Origin of the sequence: Sphingomonas sp. Leaf33, assembly GCF_001421785.1 — a bacterium.
Lineage (GTDB): Bacteria > Pseudomonadota > Alphaproteobacteria > Sphingomonadales > Sphingomonadaceae > Sphingomonas.
The window spans coordinates 1,962,865-1,978,782 of sequence record NZ_LMLB01000001.1 but is presented as its reverse complement, the minus strand read 5'-3'; the positions used below and the strand labels follow the sequence as shown (position 1 = coordinate 1,978,782).

Sequence of the window (15,918 nt, the reverse complement as noted above, 5' to 3'; positions counted from 1 at the left end):
CCTGCATTTTATATGATGCATTTGCCCGGCGACAGATAGGGCTATTCGAGCCAAATTTACACCATAAACAGCGAGGATAGGCTAGCAATCAAGATTTTATATAGCTGCGAACGAGGCCGCTAGATTCAGGCGCAATACCTCAATCGTTACGCACTGCGTGCGGTAACGATTGATCCACGCGGCGTCCGGCTGACGCCAATGGTGATCGCCGTACCCGGCTCTGGCTGCCCGCTGCGCGAACCCTTCGGCGATGCGCATGCATCGCCGGTGAAACCCATGGGCTGCCTGCCCCAGGTGTGATCATGCCCTGCCGCGTGGCCGGCGATCAGTGAAATGGAAGGGGAGAATCCCCCTCGGGGGGCTGCGCCGACCGTCACGATCCGCGAACCCACCCGGGGCCGCGTTCTCTGTCGGGAAACCAACATGAAACTATACGACCAGCCGTGCGCAAGCGCGGCAATGCGCCTGCACGTCCAAGCCCTTGAAGCTCGGGCCGAGGATTATCGGGTCCTCCATCGCCTGCCACACGCCGACGAGATCTGGCTGTCGCCAACCCCGTCGACTGGGACCGTAACGATCGGGGTCGTCGATGTCGAAACGACCGGACTCACCGAGAACGACCAGATGGTCGAGCTCGCCCTTGCCAAAGTCGTCATCGGCGACGGCCAGATCGTCGACCTGAAGCCGCCGATCAGCATGCTGGAGGATCCAGGCCAGCCGCTTTCCGATGCGGTGAAGCATGTGACCCGCCTCGAAGATGAAGACCTCCACGGCCAACGGTTCGACGAAGACCTCCTCGCCGTCGAAATGGGCGACGTCGACGTCCTCGTTGCGTTCAACGCCGCTTTCGACGCTCGCTTCGTGCGCGAGCGTTTCCCCGGCATTCGTCATCCATGGGTTTGCGCGCTTCGCGATTTCGACTGGGCTGGTGCTGGTTATCACAGCCGGAACCAAGGCGGCCTTCTCGCCGAGCTAGGGCACTTCTACACCGCGCACAGGGCGGCGGCCGATGCGTGGGCGCTGCTCGTGCTCATCGCTAACTCCGCACCGGACGGCCGCGCCATCGCTGCCCACCTAGTCGAGCGGGGACAGCGAACCGATGTTCGCCTGTCCGCTTCCGGCGCGCCTTTTCAGGTGAAGGACGACCTGAAGGCCGCCGGCTATCGTTGGCAGGCGGACCGGCGGGTCTGGCGGATCGATGTGGCCGAGGCGGATGCCTCCGCGCAGGTCGACTTCCTGCGCGCGCTGCACCCCTCGATCCGCCCGGTCGTCGAGGTGGTGGACTGGTACAACCGCCATTGCTGCTAAACCATTTGCGCGCTCGGGTAGCCCTGCGTCGCTGATCGCTCGATCCGTGGGGGCGGGCGCGACGAAGCGAGCCTGATCCACACGATGAAACGGGTGCCCCGCCTGAGGGGAAAAAAACCTGAACCAAGCGGCTGTCGGCCGCAGGAGACACTAATGACGACGATCCTACATCACCAGAATCTGATGCTCTCGCTCCGTCAGGCCATGGGCTGGCCGCTCTACAAACCGCAAAATGACTGTATCGCCTGGTGCTCGGGCAAGGTCCTCGACTTCGACGACCATCTCGAACTCGGCCGGATCTGCCGCATGGTCGGCAAGGATCTCATCTATTACGGCTGGGCTAGCGTTGAAGCGCCGGTGCCAGCCGGCTTCACCGTCGCCTATCGGACGATGATGACGGTAGATGTCGCTAGCGGGATCGTGCCCTTTGCCGCGAACGACCTTGATCCCATCATTCTCGTCGACCCCCGCCTCGACCAGCATTTCGTCATCAACCAGCGCGGCACGCTCGTTCGGCATTTCGGGCGACCCAAAGGGGTCGCCGCGGGGCACCGGCGCGCCATAAAGCGCATCGAGTCCGCCGCACGCACGATGGGCGACAAGGTTCTCGCGAACAACCGCCGCGTGGATTGGAACGCGACCGAGATCGAGCCGGACATCATGCCGACCGACACGATCGTCCGCTTCGGCTGACACCATCCCTCTCGGCAGGCGCACCGCGCCGAAGCCTCCGCGACGCCGCCCCTCTCCGGGCGGCGTCGCTGTTTCAGGATACGCACATGACCTAGCAGTTCACAAAAGCCGACATCGACGCGATGAAGCGCAAGCTGTTCGCACAACCACGGGACCGCCGTGCAGGACAGGTCGACTTCAAGGTCCGCCCAATTTCCCAGGAATGGCGTTACATCAACCGCCTGCCCGCATATAAAACGGCGGTCGCGAACGTGGCGTATATCTGGCGTGATTCCGACGTCGCCGACCGGTTCGGGTCGATGCCTGCCTCGTTCGCCCAGCGTCGATATGAACTTCACGGGGCCGGTCTCCTGCTGCCGGCCAGTTCGCCGGTCTGGGCTGCCCAGAAATACACGATCTGGGCGGAAGCCGACGCCGCGACGGCGGCCACCGGCGATCCCACCGCCGTCAGCGCTTGGCACGTGCTGCTAGAAATCCCGGATCGGATTACGCCGGCTTACTGGACCTGGGTCGTGAACTCGTTCGTCGAGCGGGAGCTTGTCGCCCGCGGTGCAGCGGTCGCGTGGGCAATCCACGCGCTGGAAGGCGACGACGGCTGGATCGTCACCCCGCACGCGCACTTGATCGTGACCGCGAGACACTGGCGACACGATGGCCGTCACGGACAGCGGCATCCGGCCTGGATCGGATCCTGGGCCGGGCAGAAGCGGTTAGAACATGCTTGGCTACGGCGGGTCGCCCTTCCACAGCGTTTCATACGATGGCGTGACGTGGCCGCGTGATCTTCTGAGACCAGTAAGCACGCGATCGCTGAATGCGGGCGACCAGCCGTGGGAAAGGGGGGCGGCAGCTTTGACTGCCGCCCTTGACTGTCAGCGCTGCCGCGACGTGCCGGTGCCCGCATCGCTCCGGCGCTTGCGCGGAAGGGGCGATCCCACGCGCGAGCGTTCCTCGATCGGCAGCAGCCGAACCGGCCACGGCTCGATATGACCGGTCAGGATAGGGACGTAGCGTTCGATGAAGGCCAGCCGCTCCTCAAGAACGACGTTCAGACCCTCTGTACTCTCCCGCTTCGAGTAATGTCGCGCGTTCGTCCCCTCGCGCGCATGGCCGAAAAGGTCGGCGCGCAGGATCGCATTGACGCCATCCACCTCGTAGAAACTGGAACCGAGCGCCCTGATGCTGTGGATGTCGGCCGACTTTCCCGCCGCGTTGACGGGAATGTCCATCTGCTGGCCGATATAGGCTGTCATATGCCTCCACGCTCGGTCGTAGAAAAATCCCCCGCCGCGCTTCTCCGCTGACACGAAAAGCTCGGGGAACAGGGCTTGGTGCCCTTCTGCGCGGATCGCGTCGACGTATTCGATAAACCCAAGGCGCCTTAGTTCCGGATGGATCGGGACGCGGCGACGCCGGGCTAGGCGCTTCTCGCCAGCCTTTTCACCGTCCTTCCCCCGGGTTGCATTATCGCGGATGTAGATGTGCGCCACCGGGTGGTCGGTGACCACGTCGGCGACTTCGAGGCCGCAGATCTCTTCGCGGCACGCATGGGTGTAGAACCAGAGCAACGGGGCGAAGTACGCCGCATCATGCCACACCCGTGGTGACGAATTCCCCGCTCGAAGCCGGCGAAGAGCGCCGTCGCCCCCTGCATAGATCGGCGAATGAAAGAGCATCGACAGATGCGTGCTGGTCCATGGCGGTCGAGTGTCGATGTCGGGATCGGCCTTCACCGCGACCCGCGCCCCACCAAAGTCGAGAATGACCGCGCCAGCAAGGCGTGATTTCCATGACGTCTTCGCCAGATGGCGCGCCACCGTCGCCATCGTCGACAGGTCGCGATTGGTCGTTTTCGCGCTACGGCGGTCCCCAGGTGCCAGCGGGGGAAGTTCGGCCAAGACTTCCCGGAAGGGACGCGACATCGCGCCAGCGGTGAATGAGCCATAATCAAACCGTTTCGGTAGCTGCTGCAGACCCTGCTTGAAGGTCTCAACATCGAGGTGGCCGTAGCTGCCGAGCGGCTTGTCGCCGGTAATCCAGGCGAACGTCTCCATGATGTGGCGTTGCTGGCGAAGGTCGCCCTTCCAGACGCCGTCCGCCCTCAACGACCTCAGGATCTGATCAATCACCTCGCTGAAGCGCCGGCGATCGAACGCCAAGAACATTCCGTCGGCGGGGCCGGCGACCGCGGGCGGAAGGGCAGCAGGAATCGGCTTTTTCAGCAGCGCCTGAACTTCGTCGGGCACCGGGCCGAGGTGCGCCATCAGCGCCTGGATCGGATCGGCCGCATCCATGACGTCTGGATCGAACACGCGCTGCGCCTGCGTCGTCGCGGCGGCAGCCGCGCGGATGAGATGCGTTCGCGCCGCCTCGATGGTTTCTGGATGGACCGGGGCGCCGATCACGCGGAGACGACGCGTGACACCAGCGTCGTCGAACACCTCGCGGATCTGCTGGGCATATTCCTCGATCATCGAGATATCGCGTTCGAGGCCACGTCGCATCAGGGCGTCGCGATCCTCCGGCAGGAGGCCGCGGCGTCGGCCAGGCAGGCGAGCAATGCGATAGGCCTCCGCTTCCCAAGCGGCGACCTCGGGTACCGAGTCCGACCACGGCGCATCCTCATAAGCGCTGTGAACGTAAAACTTGAGCTCCGCCTCGAGTTCGGCGCGGAAGAGTGCCTCGATCTCGGTGCCGGTCATCCGGCGGCCTTGCTCCATGTCCATCTCGACGCTCGCCTTCACCCGCACGAAGCACGCCGACAGGAGCGACGCCTTGTAGCGCGCGACCTTCGGATCGGCGGTCCCAAGGGCGACGGCTACAGGGCGCGAGATAAGATTTCGGAAATGGATGCGGCGCCGGAAGACGTAGCGACCGTTGCGACGGCGGGTGTGCGGGATGCGGCACATGGGCTGATTTCCTCCAGCATGTGCGTCATCGATGTGTGTCGGTCATGGGACCGGCGCGCATCGTACGCCCATGCAAAGTGGCGGAAATCCGTCGATCTGGAGATAAAGTGGTCGGGGAGACAGGATTCGAACCTGCGACATCCTGCTCCCAAAGCAGGCGCGCTACCAGACTGCGCCACTCCCCGACGCGGGGGCGGCCTAGCGGAGGTGGTCGGGTGGCGCAACCGTCCGGCGAGATAAAGACTTCGGCCATCCTATCGTCCGAGCGGGCCCATCCAGTCGGTGTCACCGATCGGATCGCCGGGCGGGACGTCGGGCGTGCGCGGGCGTTCGGCGATTAGGGTCGCGAGCGTCTGCGGATCGAGCAATTGGCGGGACAGGCCGGCAGCCCAGGCGGCTTCGTCGCCAGTGGCGACGGGCTTTGCCAGACGCGTGGCGACGCGGTGGACGCGGTCGCTGAGCATGGCGGCGGCTTCGGGCGGAGTTGCGCCGTTGTGCGAGGCCTGGGCCATCGCGATCACCGCGCGGGTCGCGATGCGGCGGCTGAGGGGGGTGGCGTAGGTGCGGAGCGTCGCTGCTTCGATCGCGTCCAGCAATCCAGTGACCCCGGGCATCGTCGGGTCGATCGCGTGTTGCGCCTCCAGGCGCTGCAACCGGCCAGGCGCCAGCAGCGTGCCGAGCGTCAATTGCGTCGCGGTGTCGGCCGCGACCAGCGGGTCGAACACCGGGCCGCCGGCGGTGTTGAACAGCTCGATGTCGAATTGGCGGTTGCCGGTGCCGTTGCGCGGGGCCGACAGCAGGAGCGGCAGCGCGGGCGGCAGGCGCAGCGCGTCGGGGCTGATGGTGCGCAGGACGGCGGCGATGGCGGCGCGTTGGGTGGCGGCCGGAACCGCCTTTGGCGCGCCGCGCGGATCGCCCTTCACCGTATAGGCGAAATCGACCCCGCCGACCGACTTTGCCGCCGCGACCAACTGATAGCGGTGGAGCAGGTAGATCGGCACGAAGCGGCGGCGCAGCGTCGACACCGGCTCACCGGGCAGCAGGTTGCGTTCGCCGAATCGGTCGATCGCGGCGCGACGGACGGTCATCAGCCGATCAAGCTCGGCGACCGGATCGGCGCCATCGTCCCACAACCCGCCCCACGGCTGCGCGGTGTCTGCGCGGCGAGCATTGTCGTCGGGGACGTAGCGCCAGCCCTTCGCGGCGATCGCGGCGGCCTTTGCCTCGGCGGTCGCATCGTCGCCGTACAGCCAGTCGACGGTCGCCATGTCCCACCCGCCGAGGCCCGTGCCGTACGCGTCGGACAGGTCAGGCTTGCCGTCGACCAGCCCGATGCGGGGCGGGGGATAGTCCATGACCGACGCGCGGCCCTGCGTGCTGGCGGCGAAGTTGTGCGCGAAGCCGATCGAATGGCCGACCTCGTGCGCGGCGAGCTGGCGCAGGCGGGCGATGGCGACCTGCGCGGGGTCGTTAGGGCCCCCGGTGCCGGTCAGCGCGGCGTCGACCAGCCCCTGGAAGATCTGGATGTCCTGCCGCGCGCGTTCGGAGCCGAGTACGACCATGCCGCGCAGGATCTCGCCGGTGCGCGGGTCGGTCACCTGCTGCCCGTACGCCCAGCCGCGGGTGGCGCGATCGACCCAGGTGATCATGCTGTAGCGGGCATCCAGCGGATCGGCGCCATCCGGCAGCACGCGCACGTCGAACGCATCGATGTAGCCGGCGGCGTCGAAGCCGGCTTTCCACCAGCTGGCCCCTTCGATCAGCGCGCTGCGGATCGGTTCGGGCGCGGCGGGGTCGACATACCAGACGATAGGCTGTTTCACGCGCGAGCGCAGGGCGCCGGGATCGGTCTTTTCCAGGCGAAAGCGGTTGGCGAGGTCGAAGACGACGTCCTGGCCGAGCGGCACGCCGTAATCGACCGCCTGCGTCGCGAAGCCGGTCACGCGCGGGTCGGCGCGGCGGGGGACGTAGCCTGGCTCGGGCAGGGCCATGAAGCTGTGGTGGACGGCCAGCGTGACGCGGCGCGGCTCGGGCAGGATGTTGCCGACCTCCGCACCGGGTGTGTCGGAGGTGAAGGTCTGGAGCGAGTCGATCTCGACGTTGCGCGGGAATGCCTTTGCCGATGCGGGGTCGGCGGCGGACAGCGCGGCGTCGAGCTTGAACCCGCGGCCCGCCCCTTGCGCGGCCCCACCGCCCAGGCTGCCGCCCTCTTGCCCGAGCGCCTCGGCGACGCCCAGCGTGTCGCTGGCGAGGAACGGGGCGATGTCCACGACGATGGTGCCGTCCGGATTGGTGTGGTCGATCTCGCCCATCCAGACGACAGAGGTGGCGAAGTCGGGCGAGCGCACGTCGGGGCGGTTGGGCACGCGGAAGCGGGGGTTCTCGTACTGCACCGCGATTTTCTTGCCGATGCGGCGGAACGCGATGAGCTGGGTCTCGCCGATCTTGCCGCGGTCGAGCGAGGTCGGCGCGGCGCCGAGCCCGGATCGCAGTGCCGGGGTGTAGAGATAGCGCCCGGCGACACCGTCCGCGTCGGGGCGGGGCAGGGTGAGCAGGATCCTGCCCGTCGCCTGATCGGCATCGATCCGCAGCAGCGGCGCATCCCGCGATACAGCGACGGACGAACGATCCTGCGCGACGGCGGGCGCGGTGAGGGCGAGCGCCAGGAGCGAGACCGATATCCTGAAAGCCATGCCCGCCCGTTCCCGCTTGTCGTTATGCGTCGCAGACTATGGCGGCGGCGCTCCGGGGCGGCAAGGCGCGGCGGCTATCCTTCGCTGCGCAGCCGCCGCAACATCGGTGTGACGATGGGCGTCGTCAGCATCGTGCTCACCACCGCCATCAGCAACAGCGCGGTGAAGGTCGCGCTGGTGATGATCCCCTTGTCGAGGAGGATGTTGGCGAAGATGATCATAATCAGTGCCTTGGTCTGCAACAGCCAGCCGATGATGTGCGTCTCGCGCCGCGGCCATTTCAGGATGCGCCCGGCCAGATGGACCCCGGCAAGCTTACCGCCGACGCTGGCGGCGAGCAGCAGTGTGGCGGCGGCGAAAACGACCGGGCCGCCTGTTTCCCAACTGGTCTTCAGCCCTGTCGAGAGGAAGAACACCGGCATCACGACCAGCAGGATGTTCGCGCGGAACGCGTCCATCGCCTTCAGCTCGAACCAGTCGGCATCGAGTACCGCACCCGCCAAGAACGCGCCGACCATGTAGTGCAATCCCGACCAGTCCGCGCCGAACCCGCAGGCGGCGAGCCAGATCACGCCGACATACCAGCGGTCGGCCTTGGCAAGGCGGCGCATCAGCATCCGTATCAGCACGGCGGCGACCGCAAAGACGATCAGGAAGCCGAGCTGACGGCCGATCCGGTTCCAGTCGAGCAGGATGAGCGCCAGCACGCCCCAGATCGCGATGTCGTCGGCGCTGGCATAGCGCAGGATGCGCTGGCCGAGCGGCTCGCGCAGGATGTCCAGCTTTTCCATCAGCAGGATGAGGATGGGGAGCGCGGTGACGGCGCACGCCATCCCGATGCCGAGCACGACCTGCCAGCTTTGCGCGGTCGGCCCCGCCCAGCCCGGCCAGCGCAGCAGGACGACCGCGGCGGCGGCGCCAGCGATCAGCGGCGCGCCGAGCGCCAGGCCCGCGGTGATGCTCGTCTCGCGCCGTTTCGCCCATGCCTGGTGCAGGTCGAGCTCGATACCGGCGACCCACACGAACAGCATCACCGCCCACCACGCAATGCCGTTCAGAGCGGCGATGACCGGGGCGGAAAAGACGTGCGCATAGGCCGAGGGAAAGGCCGCGCCCAGCACGCCGGGGCCGAGCAGGATGCCGCACAGGATCTGCACCACGACCAGCGGCGCCCAGTAATCGGTCCGGCCGACGCGCCAGATCAGGTACGGCACGCTGAAGATCACCAGGATTGCGATCAGGAAAATCTCGGTCGTGTTCATGCGTCCCCCCGGCGCTGTTCTTTGCGTTTCGCGGTCGTTCGATCAAGCGGCTTCCCATGGCGGCGGGTCGAACGTCTCGCGCAGGAAGTCGATGAATGCAGTTACCGCGGCCGGGACGGACGGCGCGCGGGGATGCAGCGCATAGATGGCGAGGTCGTCCGGGCCGGACCAGTCGGGCAGCACGCGAACCAGGCGACCGTCGGCCAGCGCCTCACCGACGTCCCACAATGATCGCAGCGCGATACCGACGCCGCTGAGCGCAAGTTCGCGGACCAGTTCGCTCGAATTCGTCTCGACCACGCTCGCGACATCGACCGTGCGGCGCTGGCGGCCGTGGGCGAGGCGCCAGGGCGACTGGCCCGCAGCGGCGAGCAGGCGGTGCCGCGCCAGATCGGCGATATCGTCGGGCGTCCCATATGTGGCGAAATAGGTCGGGCTCGCACACAGTAACCGGCGGTTGGCGGCCAGGCGGTGCGCGACGACGCTGGCCGGCACGTCGGCGGTGATCCGCACCGCCAGGTCGATGCGCCCGCCGAACAGGTCGGCGGCCGCATCGGTCAGGTCGACATGCAGGTCGACGCTCGGGTAGCGGGCGAGGAACCGGTGGAGCGACGGCGCGATGTGCAGCCGCCCGAACGATGTCGGTGCGGACACGCGCAACGGGCCGCTCGGTACGTCGCGAATGCCGGTCAGCCGCTCCTCTGCCGTGCGCATGGCGGCCAGGATGGCGATGACATCCGCGTGAAAGCGCTCGCCGGGCGGGGTGAGTGCCAGCCGACGCGTGGTGCGATGGAGCAGGCGGACGCCCAGTCGTGTCTCCAGCCGCGCGAGCCGCTTCGACACCATCGCCGGGGAAATGCGAAGCGCCCGCGCCGCAGCGGACAGGCTGCCGCTGTCGACGACGGTGGCGAACAGGGCGTAGTCCGGGTTCATTGTTTCTTCTCGGGAAAAACTTTGTGAACATCTTCGTCGCTACCGCAACGGTGGCTGGTAGTCTATTTCTGGCCGCGAAGGAGACGGTGATGGACGGGTATCGGGATTGTGCGGGGCTGAAGGTCGCCGAGCCGCTCGCCGCGTTCCTTGAGGACGAAGCGCTACCGGGCACCGGTGTCGCGCCCGACCGGTTCTGGTCCGGCGTGGCGGACGTTTTCGCTCGCTTTGCGCCCGAAAACCGCGATTTGCTCGCGACCCGCGACCGGATGCAGGCCGCAATCGACGATTGGCATCGGGGCCGTGCCGGCACGCCGGTCGATGCAGCGGCCGACCACGCGTTCCTACGCGACATCGGTTATCTGGCCGACGAGCCGGCGGCGTTCACCGTCTCGACCGGCGCGGTCGATGCCGAAGTCGCGACGCTGGCAGGGCCGCAGCTGGTCGTCCCGATCCTAAACGCCCGCTTCCTGCTGAACGCCGCCAATGCGCGCTGGGGCAGCCTGTACGATGCGCTGTACGGCACCGACACGATCGATCCTGCGCCGGCGAGTGGCAGCTACGACCCGGCCCGTGGGGCAAAGGTCATCGCGTGGGCAAAGGCGTTCCTCGATCGCAGCGTCCCGTTGGCGAGCGGGTCGTGGGCCGCCTGGACGGGCGGTGATTTCGAGCTTGCGGACCCGAACCAACTGGTCGGTCGTGCGGGCGACACCATCCTGCTGCGCCATCACGGCCTGCACATCGAACTGGTCATCGATCGCACCCACCCGATCGGCCGCGACGATCCTTCCGGGCTGGCCGACGTCGTTCTCGAATCCGCGCTCAGCACGATCGCCGACCTGGAGGATTCGGTCGCGGCGGTCGATGCCGAGGACAAGATCGCGGCGTACGCCAACTGGCTGGGCCTGATGCGTGGCGACCTGACCGCGACGTTCGACAAGGGCGGACGACGGGCAACGCGGCGACTGGCCGAGGACCGGCGCTACACCGCCCCCGATGGCAGCGAGATCGTGCTGCCCGGCCGCAGCCTGATGTTCGTGCGCAACGTCGGTCACCTGATGACGACGCCCGCCGTCCGGCTGGCGGACGGCAGCGAGGCACCGGAGGGCATCCTCGACGCGATCGTCACCAGCCTGATCGCGCTCCACGACCTGCGGGGCGCCCGGGCGAACAGCCGCGTCGGCGCGATCTACATCGTGAAGCCCAAGATGCACGGACCCGAAGAGGCTGGGTTCACCGACCGCCTGTTCGATGCGGTCGAGGATCTGCTCGACCTGCCGCGCCACACGATCAAGGTCGGCGTAATGGACGAGGAACGGCGCACATCGGCCAATCTCGCCGCCTGCATCCATGCGGTCCGCGACCGCATTGTCTTCATCAACACCGGCTTCCTAGATCGCACCGGCGACGAACTCCACACATCGATGCTGGCCGGCGCGATGCTGCGCAAGGGCGACATGAAGGCGGCGGACTGGATCGCGGCCTATGAGGATCGCAATGTCCAGATCGGCCTCGCCTGCGGCCTGTCGGGCAGGGGGCAGATCGGCAAGGGCATGTGGGCGGCACCCGACCGGATGGCCGATATGCTCGCGCAAAAGATCGCGCATCCGACCAGCGGCGCGACGGCCGCCTGGGTGCCTAGCCCGACAGCGGCGACGCTGCACGCGACGCATTACCACGCGGTCGATGTCGCCGAACGCCAGCAAGCACGGGCGAGCGAACCCGTCGCGTCGCTCGACCGGTTGCTCACGATCCCGCTGGCCGCCGGGCGGAGCTGGAGTGCTGAGGAGGTCGCCGCCGAACTCGACAATAACGTTCAGGGCCTGCTCGGCTATGTCGTCCGCTGGGTCGATCAGGGCGTCGGCTGCTCGAAGGTGCCCGACATCCACGACGTCGGTCTGATGGAGGATCGTGCGACGCTGCGCATCTCGTCGCAGCATATCGCCAACTGGTTGCTGCACGGCGTCGTCACGCGCGACCAGGTGCTGGCGGCGTTCGAGCGGATGGCGGCAAAGGTCGATGCGCAGAACGCGGGCGACCCGGCATATCGCCCGCTTGCCGGTAGCGACGGGGTCGCGATGCGCGCGGCAAAGGCCCTGGTGTTCGACGGGCTCGACCAGCCCAACGGCTACACCGAACCGTTGCTGCACCGCTATCGTGCCGAGGCGAAGGCGGCGGCTTGACGGCGGGGCGGGGGGCGGTAGCACGGTTGGCGATGGCTTCCCGTCCCGCCTCCGGCTCGACCATTCGCGATGTCGCGGCGTCTGCCGGCGTGTCGATCCGCACCGTGTCGCGCGTGCTCAACCGGTCGCCAAAGGTGAATGCGGAAACGCGCGAGCGGGTGGAGGAGATCATCGCGTCGCTCGGCTTCCGCCGCAGCGCGCGGGCGCGGGGGTTGGCGACAGGGCGGTCGTACCTGATCGCGCTGCTGCACAACGATCGCAATGCGCTGGTGCTCGACACGTTGCAACGCGGGGTGGTCGAGGCGGCATCGGCGCGCGGCTATGAACTGGTCGTGCATCCCACCCCCGCCGAAACGGCCGAGGTCGTTGACGACATCCTCGATTTCGTCGCGCGGTCGCGGGTCGACGGGCTGGTGGTGATGGCGCCGGTGTCGGGCATCCCCGGCCTGGCCGACCACCTGGCCGTCGCGGGCATCCCGGCGGTCGCGATGGCGGCGGTCGAGATCGCCGGCTTTCCCGACATGCTGGTGTCCGACGAACGCGGGGCGGCGGCGGAGGTCGCGCGGTATCTGCGGGGCCTGGGGCATCGCCGGGTCGGCCTGGTGAATGGCCCGCTGGATGCGCAGTCGGCGCAGGAGCGGCGGGCCGGGTTCCTGGGAGCGGCACAGGGCCTGGAGGTCATCGAAGCGGCCGGCGACTATGGCTTCGACGCAGGACATGCGGCGGGGGTGTCCCTTCTGGACAGCGATCCGCGACCGACCGCGATCTTCGCGGTGAACGACGTAATGGCGGCGGGCGTGCTGAAGGCGGCGGCGGCGCGGGGGATCGTGGTTCCGCGTGAGCTGTCGGTGGTCGGCTTCGACGGCAGTATGCTCGCGCGGATGCTGACGCCGGCGCTGACATCGGTCCATCGCCCGCTCGCCGACATGGCCGCTTCGGCCACGACGAGATTGCTCGACATCATCGAAGGTGGGGGCGACGACACGCCGCTCACCGCGCGGTTGGTGTTGGTCGAGGGCGAGTCCTCGGGACCGGCGCCTTCGGCCTGACCGGATTGTCGTGCGTTCAGTAACCGTTCGGATCGGCCAGCGCCGCGTGCGCCTTTTCCACCGCCGCCACGAACCGGGAATCGCTCGGCAAGTCGCCGAAAACCTCGCGCATTTCCAGGATCGCGTGCCAGTCACCCCCCGCCGCCATTAGTCGGTCGGCCAGCGGATCGGTGATCCGCTCGCCCGCCGCCGCCGCGCGCTCGATGAAGCGCAGCCATGCGGCGATCGGAACCGCGAGCCGGTCGATCGGCCGCCCCGCCGCCAGCGCGTCGCGGGTCGTGTCGAGGATGCGGTAGGGCAGCTTCTGCGATCCGTCCCACGCGATCTGCGCCAGCGTGTGTTCGATCGCGGGGTTGGCGAAGCGCTTGAGGATCGCCAAGATATAGGCGTCCACGTCCAGTCCCACGGGCGGCGTCAGCGATAGCGCGATGTCCTCGCGCATCAGCCTCTCGACGAAGGCCGCAAGCTTCGGGTCGGCCATCGCTCCGGCAACGCTCGCGTGGCCCACGCCGAGCCCGAGATAGGCAAGTGTCGAATGCGGGCCGTTCAGCAGGCGCAGCTTGGCGGCTTCATAACCGTGCACCTCGGTGGTGAAGGTGGCTCCCGCGCGGTCGAGTTCGGGGCGGTCGCCCGCGAAATCATCCTCGATCACCCACTGCGTGAAACCCTCGCGCTGGATCGGCCAGGCGTCCTCCAGCCCGATCGCGGCGCTCACGCAGGCGCGCAGCGCGTCGTCGGTTGCGGGGGTGATCGAATCGACCATCGCGTTGGGGAAGCGGACGTGATCCTCGATCCACCGCGCGGTGTCGCCATCGCGGGCCTCGGCAAAGGCGCGGACCGCGGCCTCCAGCTTGCGGCCGTTGCCCGATAGGTTGTCGCACGACAGCACCGTGACGCCGGGCAGGCCCTGCCGCTTGCGCTCGGCGAGCCCGGCAACGATCCAGCCGATCGCCGTCGTCGGTATCCCGCCCTTCAGGTCGCGGACGATGCCGGGATGCGCCATGTCGAGCGTACCGTCGCCGGCGAGGCAATAGCCCTTTTCGGTCACCGTCAGGCTGATGATCCGCGTGTCCGCGCCGGCAAGCGCCGCCAGCACCGCAGCGTCGCTGTGCGCGGTCAGGATATGGCCGATCGATCCGATGATCCGGTACGACACCTCCTCGTCGAGCAGCGCGAGCGTGTAGAGCCCGTCCTGCGGGTTGAGCGCGTCGGCGACCGACGTCGAATTCAGGCTGACCCCGGTGATGCCCCAGCGCGGATCGTGCGCCAGCAGCGCGTCGAACGCTGCGGCCTGATGCGCGCGGTGGAAGGCGCCGGGACCGAGGTGGACGACACCCGCCTTCACCGCCGCGCGGTCGTACCCCGGCGTGGCGACTCCTGCCCGAACCTGACCGATCGTCGCGTTCGACAGCCGAGTCATGCCGGCGTCTCCAGCCCGTAGGCCTTGCGGACAAGGCCGTTGGTCAGGTCGTAGGCGAGCTCCGCCGCTTCCCAATCCTCCAGCCGGTGTTCGGCGACGAGGCGCGCCAGGAAACCGCAGTCGATCCGGCGTGCCACGTCGTGGCGGGCGGGGATCGACAGGAAGGCGCGGGTGTCGTCATTGAAGCCGACCGTGTTGTAGAAACCGGCGGTTTCGGTCGTCATCTCGCGGAAGCGGCGCATCCCCTCCGGGCTGTCGTGGAACCACCATGCCGGCCCCAGCTTCAGGCACGGGTAATGCCCGGCGAGGGGGGCCAGTTCGCGCGCGTACGTGCTCTCGTCCAGCGTGAAGAGGATGATCGTCAGGTCGCGTTCGGTTCCAACCACGTCGAGCATAGGCTTGAGGGCGCGGACATAGTCGGTGCGCGTCGGGATGTCGGCGCCCTTGTCGCGGCCGTGGGTCGCGAACAGGCCGGCGTTGTGGTTGCGATACGATCCGGGATGGATCTGCATCGTCATCCCGTCGTCGACGCTCATCTTGGCCATTTCGGTCAGCATCTGCGCGCGGAACAGCTCGGCATCCGCGGCGTCGGCGGTGCCGGCGATGATCCGGCCGAACAGCGCCTCGCACTCCGGCGTCGACAGGTTCGCAGTCTGTGCGGTCGCAAAGCCATGGTCGGTCGCGGTTGCCCCGGCGGCACGGAAGTCGGCGCGACGCTTGGCGTGCGCGGCGAGATAGCCCGACCAGCCTTCGACGTCCTCGCCGGTCAGCTCGGCGAAGCGGGCGAGGGCGGGGCGGAAGGCCTCGTGCTCGGCGTCGATCACCGAATCAGGGCGATAGGTGGTGACGACGCGGCCCTGCCAGCCCGACGCCCGAATTGCAGCGTGATGCTCCAGCGGGTCGTCGGCGCCCTCGGTCGTCGCGAGCAGTTCGATGCCGAAGCGGTCGAACAGCGCGCGCGGTCGGAATGCGGGCGTTGCCAGCGCCTCGCCGACGCGGTCGAAATACAGGTCTGCGCTCGCTGGCTCCAGCGCCACGTCGATGCCGAACACGGTCGCAAAGGCGTGGTCTAGCCACATCCGCGACGGCGTGCCGCGGAACAGATGATAGTGCGCGGCAAACGTCGCCCATGCTGAGCGCGGATCGGTCGCGGGCGTGCCGCCCTTGTCCGGAACGCCCAGCGCATCCAGCGACAGCCCCTGCGAATACAGCATCCGATAGAGGTAATGGTCCGGCGCCAGCAGCAGCTCGGTCGCGTTGCTCCACGGCGCGTCGGTCGCAAACCAGGCGGGGTCGGTATGGCCGTGTGGGCTGATGATCGGCAGGTCGGCGACGCTGGCGTACAAGTCGCGCGCGATCGACCGGGTCGTGGGGTCGACAGGCAGCAGGCGGTCGGGATTCAGGGTCAGCGGGCGCACATCACTCTCCTCGGCGGTCGGGGTATCGACTTGTGCCAGCGGTGGCAATGGCG

General features: G+C 67.7%; 11 protein-coding genes and 1 tRNA gene. 5 read left to right on the top strand and 7 right to left on the bottom strand.

All coding sequences use genetic code 11. From position 1 onward, the window contains the following. Positions 1-423: 423 nt before the first annotated feature. The 3 genes from ASE86_RS09665 (at position 424) to ASE86_RS09655 (ending at position 2,783) form a co-directional block, all read left to right on the top strand. Positions 424-1,308: an exonuclease domain-containing protein gene (locus ASE86_RS09665; protein WP_056425220.1), complete on the top strand. Its 885-nt coding sequence runs from the start codon at positions 424-426 to the stop codon at positions 1,306-1,308. Between the two features lie 204 nt (positions 1,309-1,512). Beyond that, positions 1,513-2,001 (top strand): hypothetical protein, encoded by a 489-nt coding sequence (locus ASE86_RS09660; RefSeq protein ID WP_235524035.1) that lies wholly within the window; start codon positions 1,513-1,515, stop codon positions 1,999-2,001. Between the two features lie 122 nt (positions 2,002-2,123). After that, positions 2,124-2,783, top strand: a complete 660-nt coding sequence (locus ASE86_RS09655; protein ID WP_056425213.1) for a MobA/MobL family protein — start codon at positions 2,124-2,126, stop codon at positions 2,781-2,783. 90 nt (positions 2,784-2,873) lie between these two features. Here the strand turns inward: ASE86_RS09655 and ASE86_RS09650 are convergent, their stop codons facing one another. From ASE86_RS09650 to ASE86_RS09630, 5 genes are all read right to left on the bottom strand, one after another. Next, positions 2,874-4,910, bottom strand: coding sequence for a hypothetical protein (locus ASE86_RS09650; protein WP_056425210.1), 2,037 nt, complete (start codon positions 4,908-4,910; stop codon positions 2,874-2,876). Between the two features lie 108 nt (positions 4,911-5,018). Further along, a tRNA-Pro gene (locus ASE86_RS09645) sits at positions 5,019-5,095 on the bottom strand. Between the two features lie 69 nt (positions 5,096-5,164). Further along, positions 5,165-7,603: a zinc-dependent metalloprotease gene (locus ASE86_RS09640; RefSeq protein ID WP_056425208.1), complete on the bottom strand. Its 2,439-nt coding sequence runs from the start codon at positions 7,601-7,603 to the stop codon at positions 5,165-5,167. Positions 7,604-7,677: 74 nt separating this feature from the next. Further along, on the bottom strand, positions 7,678-8,865 hold the full coding sequence (locus tag ASE86_RS09635) for a cation:proton antiporter (RefSeq protein WP_056425205.1): 1,188 nt from the start codon (positions 8,863-8,865) through the stop codon (positions 7,678-7,680). Between the two features lie 42 nt (positions 8,866-8,907). Next, entirely contained in the window at positions 8,908-9,798 is an 891-nt protein-coding gene (locus ASE86_RS09630) for a LysR family transcriptional regulator (protein WP_056425203.1), read from the bottom strand. An 89-nt stretch (positions 9,799-9,887) separates the two neighbouring features. Here ASE86_RS09630 and ASE86_RS09625 point away from each other — a divergent pair, with 89 nt between their 5' ends. Both ASE86_RS09625 and ASE86_RS09620 read left to right on the top strand, forming a co-directional pair. Further along, positions 9,888-11,978 carry a malate synthase G gene (locus ASE86_RS09625; protein ID WP_056425200.1) on the top strand — a complete coding sequence of 697 codons (2,091 nt, stop codon included), beginning with the start codon at positions 9,888-9,890 and terminating at the stop codon, positions 11,976-11,978. 32 nt (positions 11,979-12,010) lie between these two features. After that, positions 12,011-13,027, top strand: a complete 1,017-nt coding sequence (locus ASE86_RS09620) for a LacI family DNA-binding transcriptional regulator (RefSeq protein ID WP_056425197.1) — start codon at positions 12,011-12,013, stop codon at positions 13,025-13,027. A gap of 16 nt (positions 13,028-13,043) precedes the next feature. On the opposite strand, the gene ASE86_RS09615 is transcribed toward ASE86_RS09620, so the two are convergent. Together ASE86_RS09615 and uxaC are read right to left on the bottom strand one after the other, a co-directional pair. Beyond that, complete coding sequence (locus ASE86_RS09615; protein WP_056425189.1) at positions 13,044-14,447, bottom strand: mannitol dehydrogenase family protein; 1,404 nt, start codon at positions 14,445-14,447, stop codon at positions 13,044-13,046. Further along, positions 14,444-15,865, bottom strand: coding sequence for a glucuronate isomerase (gene uxaC, locus ASE86_RS09610; RefSeq protein ID WP_056426969.1), 1,422 nt, complete (start codon positions 15,863-15,865; stop codon positions 14,444-14,446). Before uxaC ends, ASE86_RS09615 begins: the two co-directional genes overlap by 4 nt. Between the last annotated feature and the right edge of the window lie 53 nt (positions 15,866-15,918).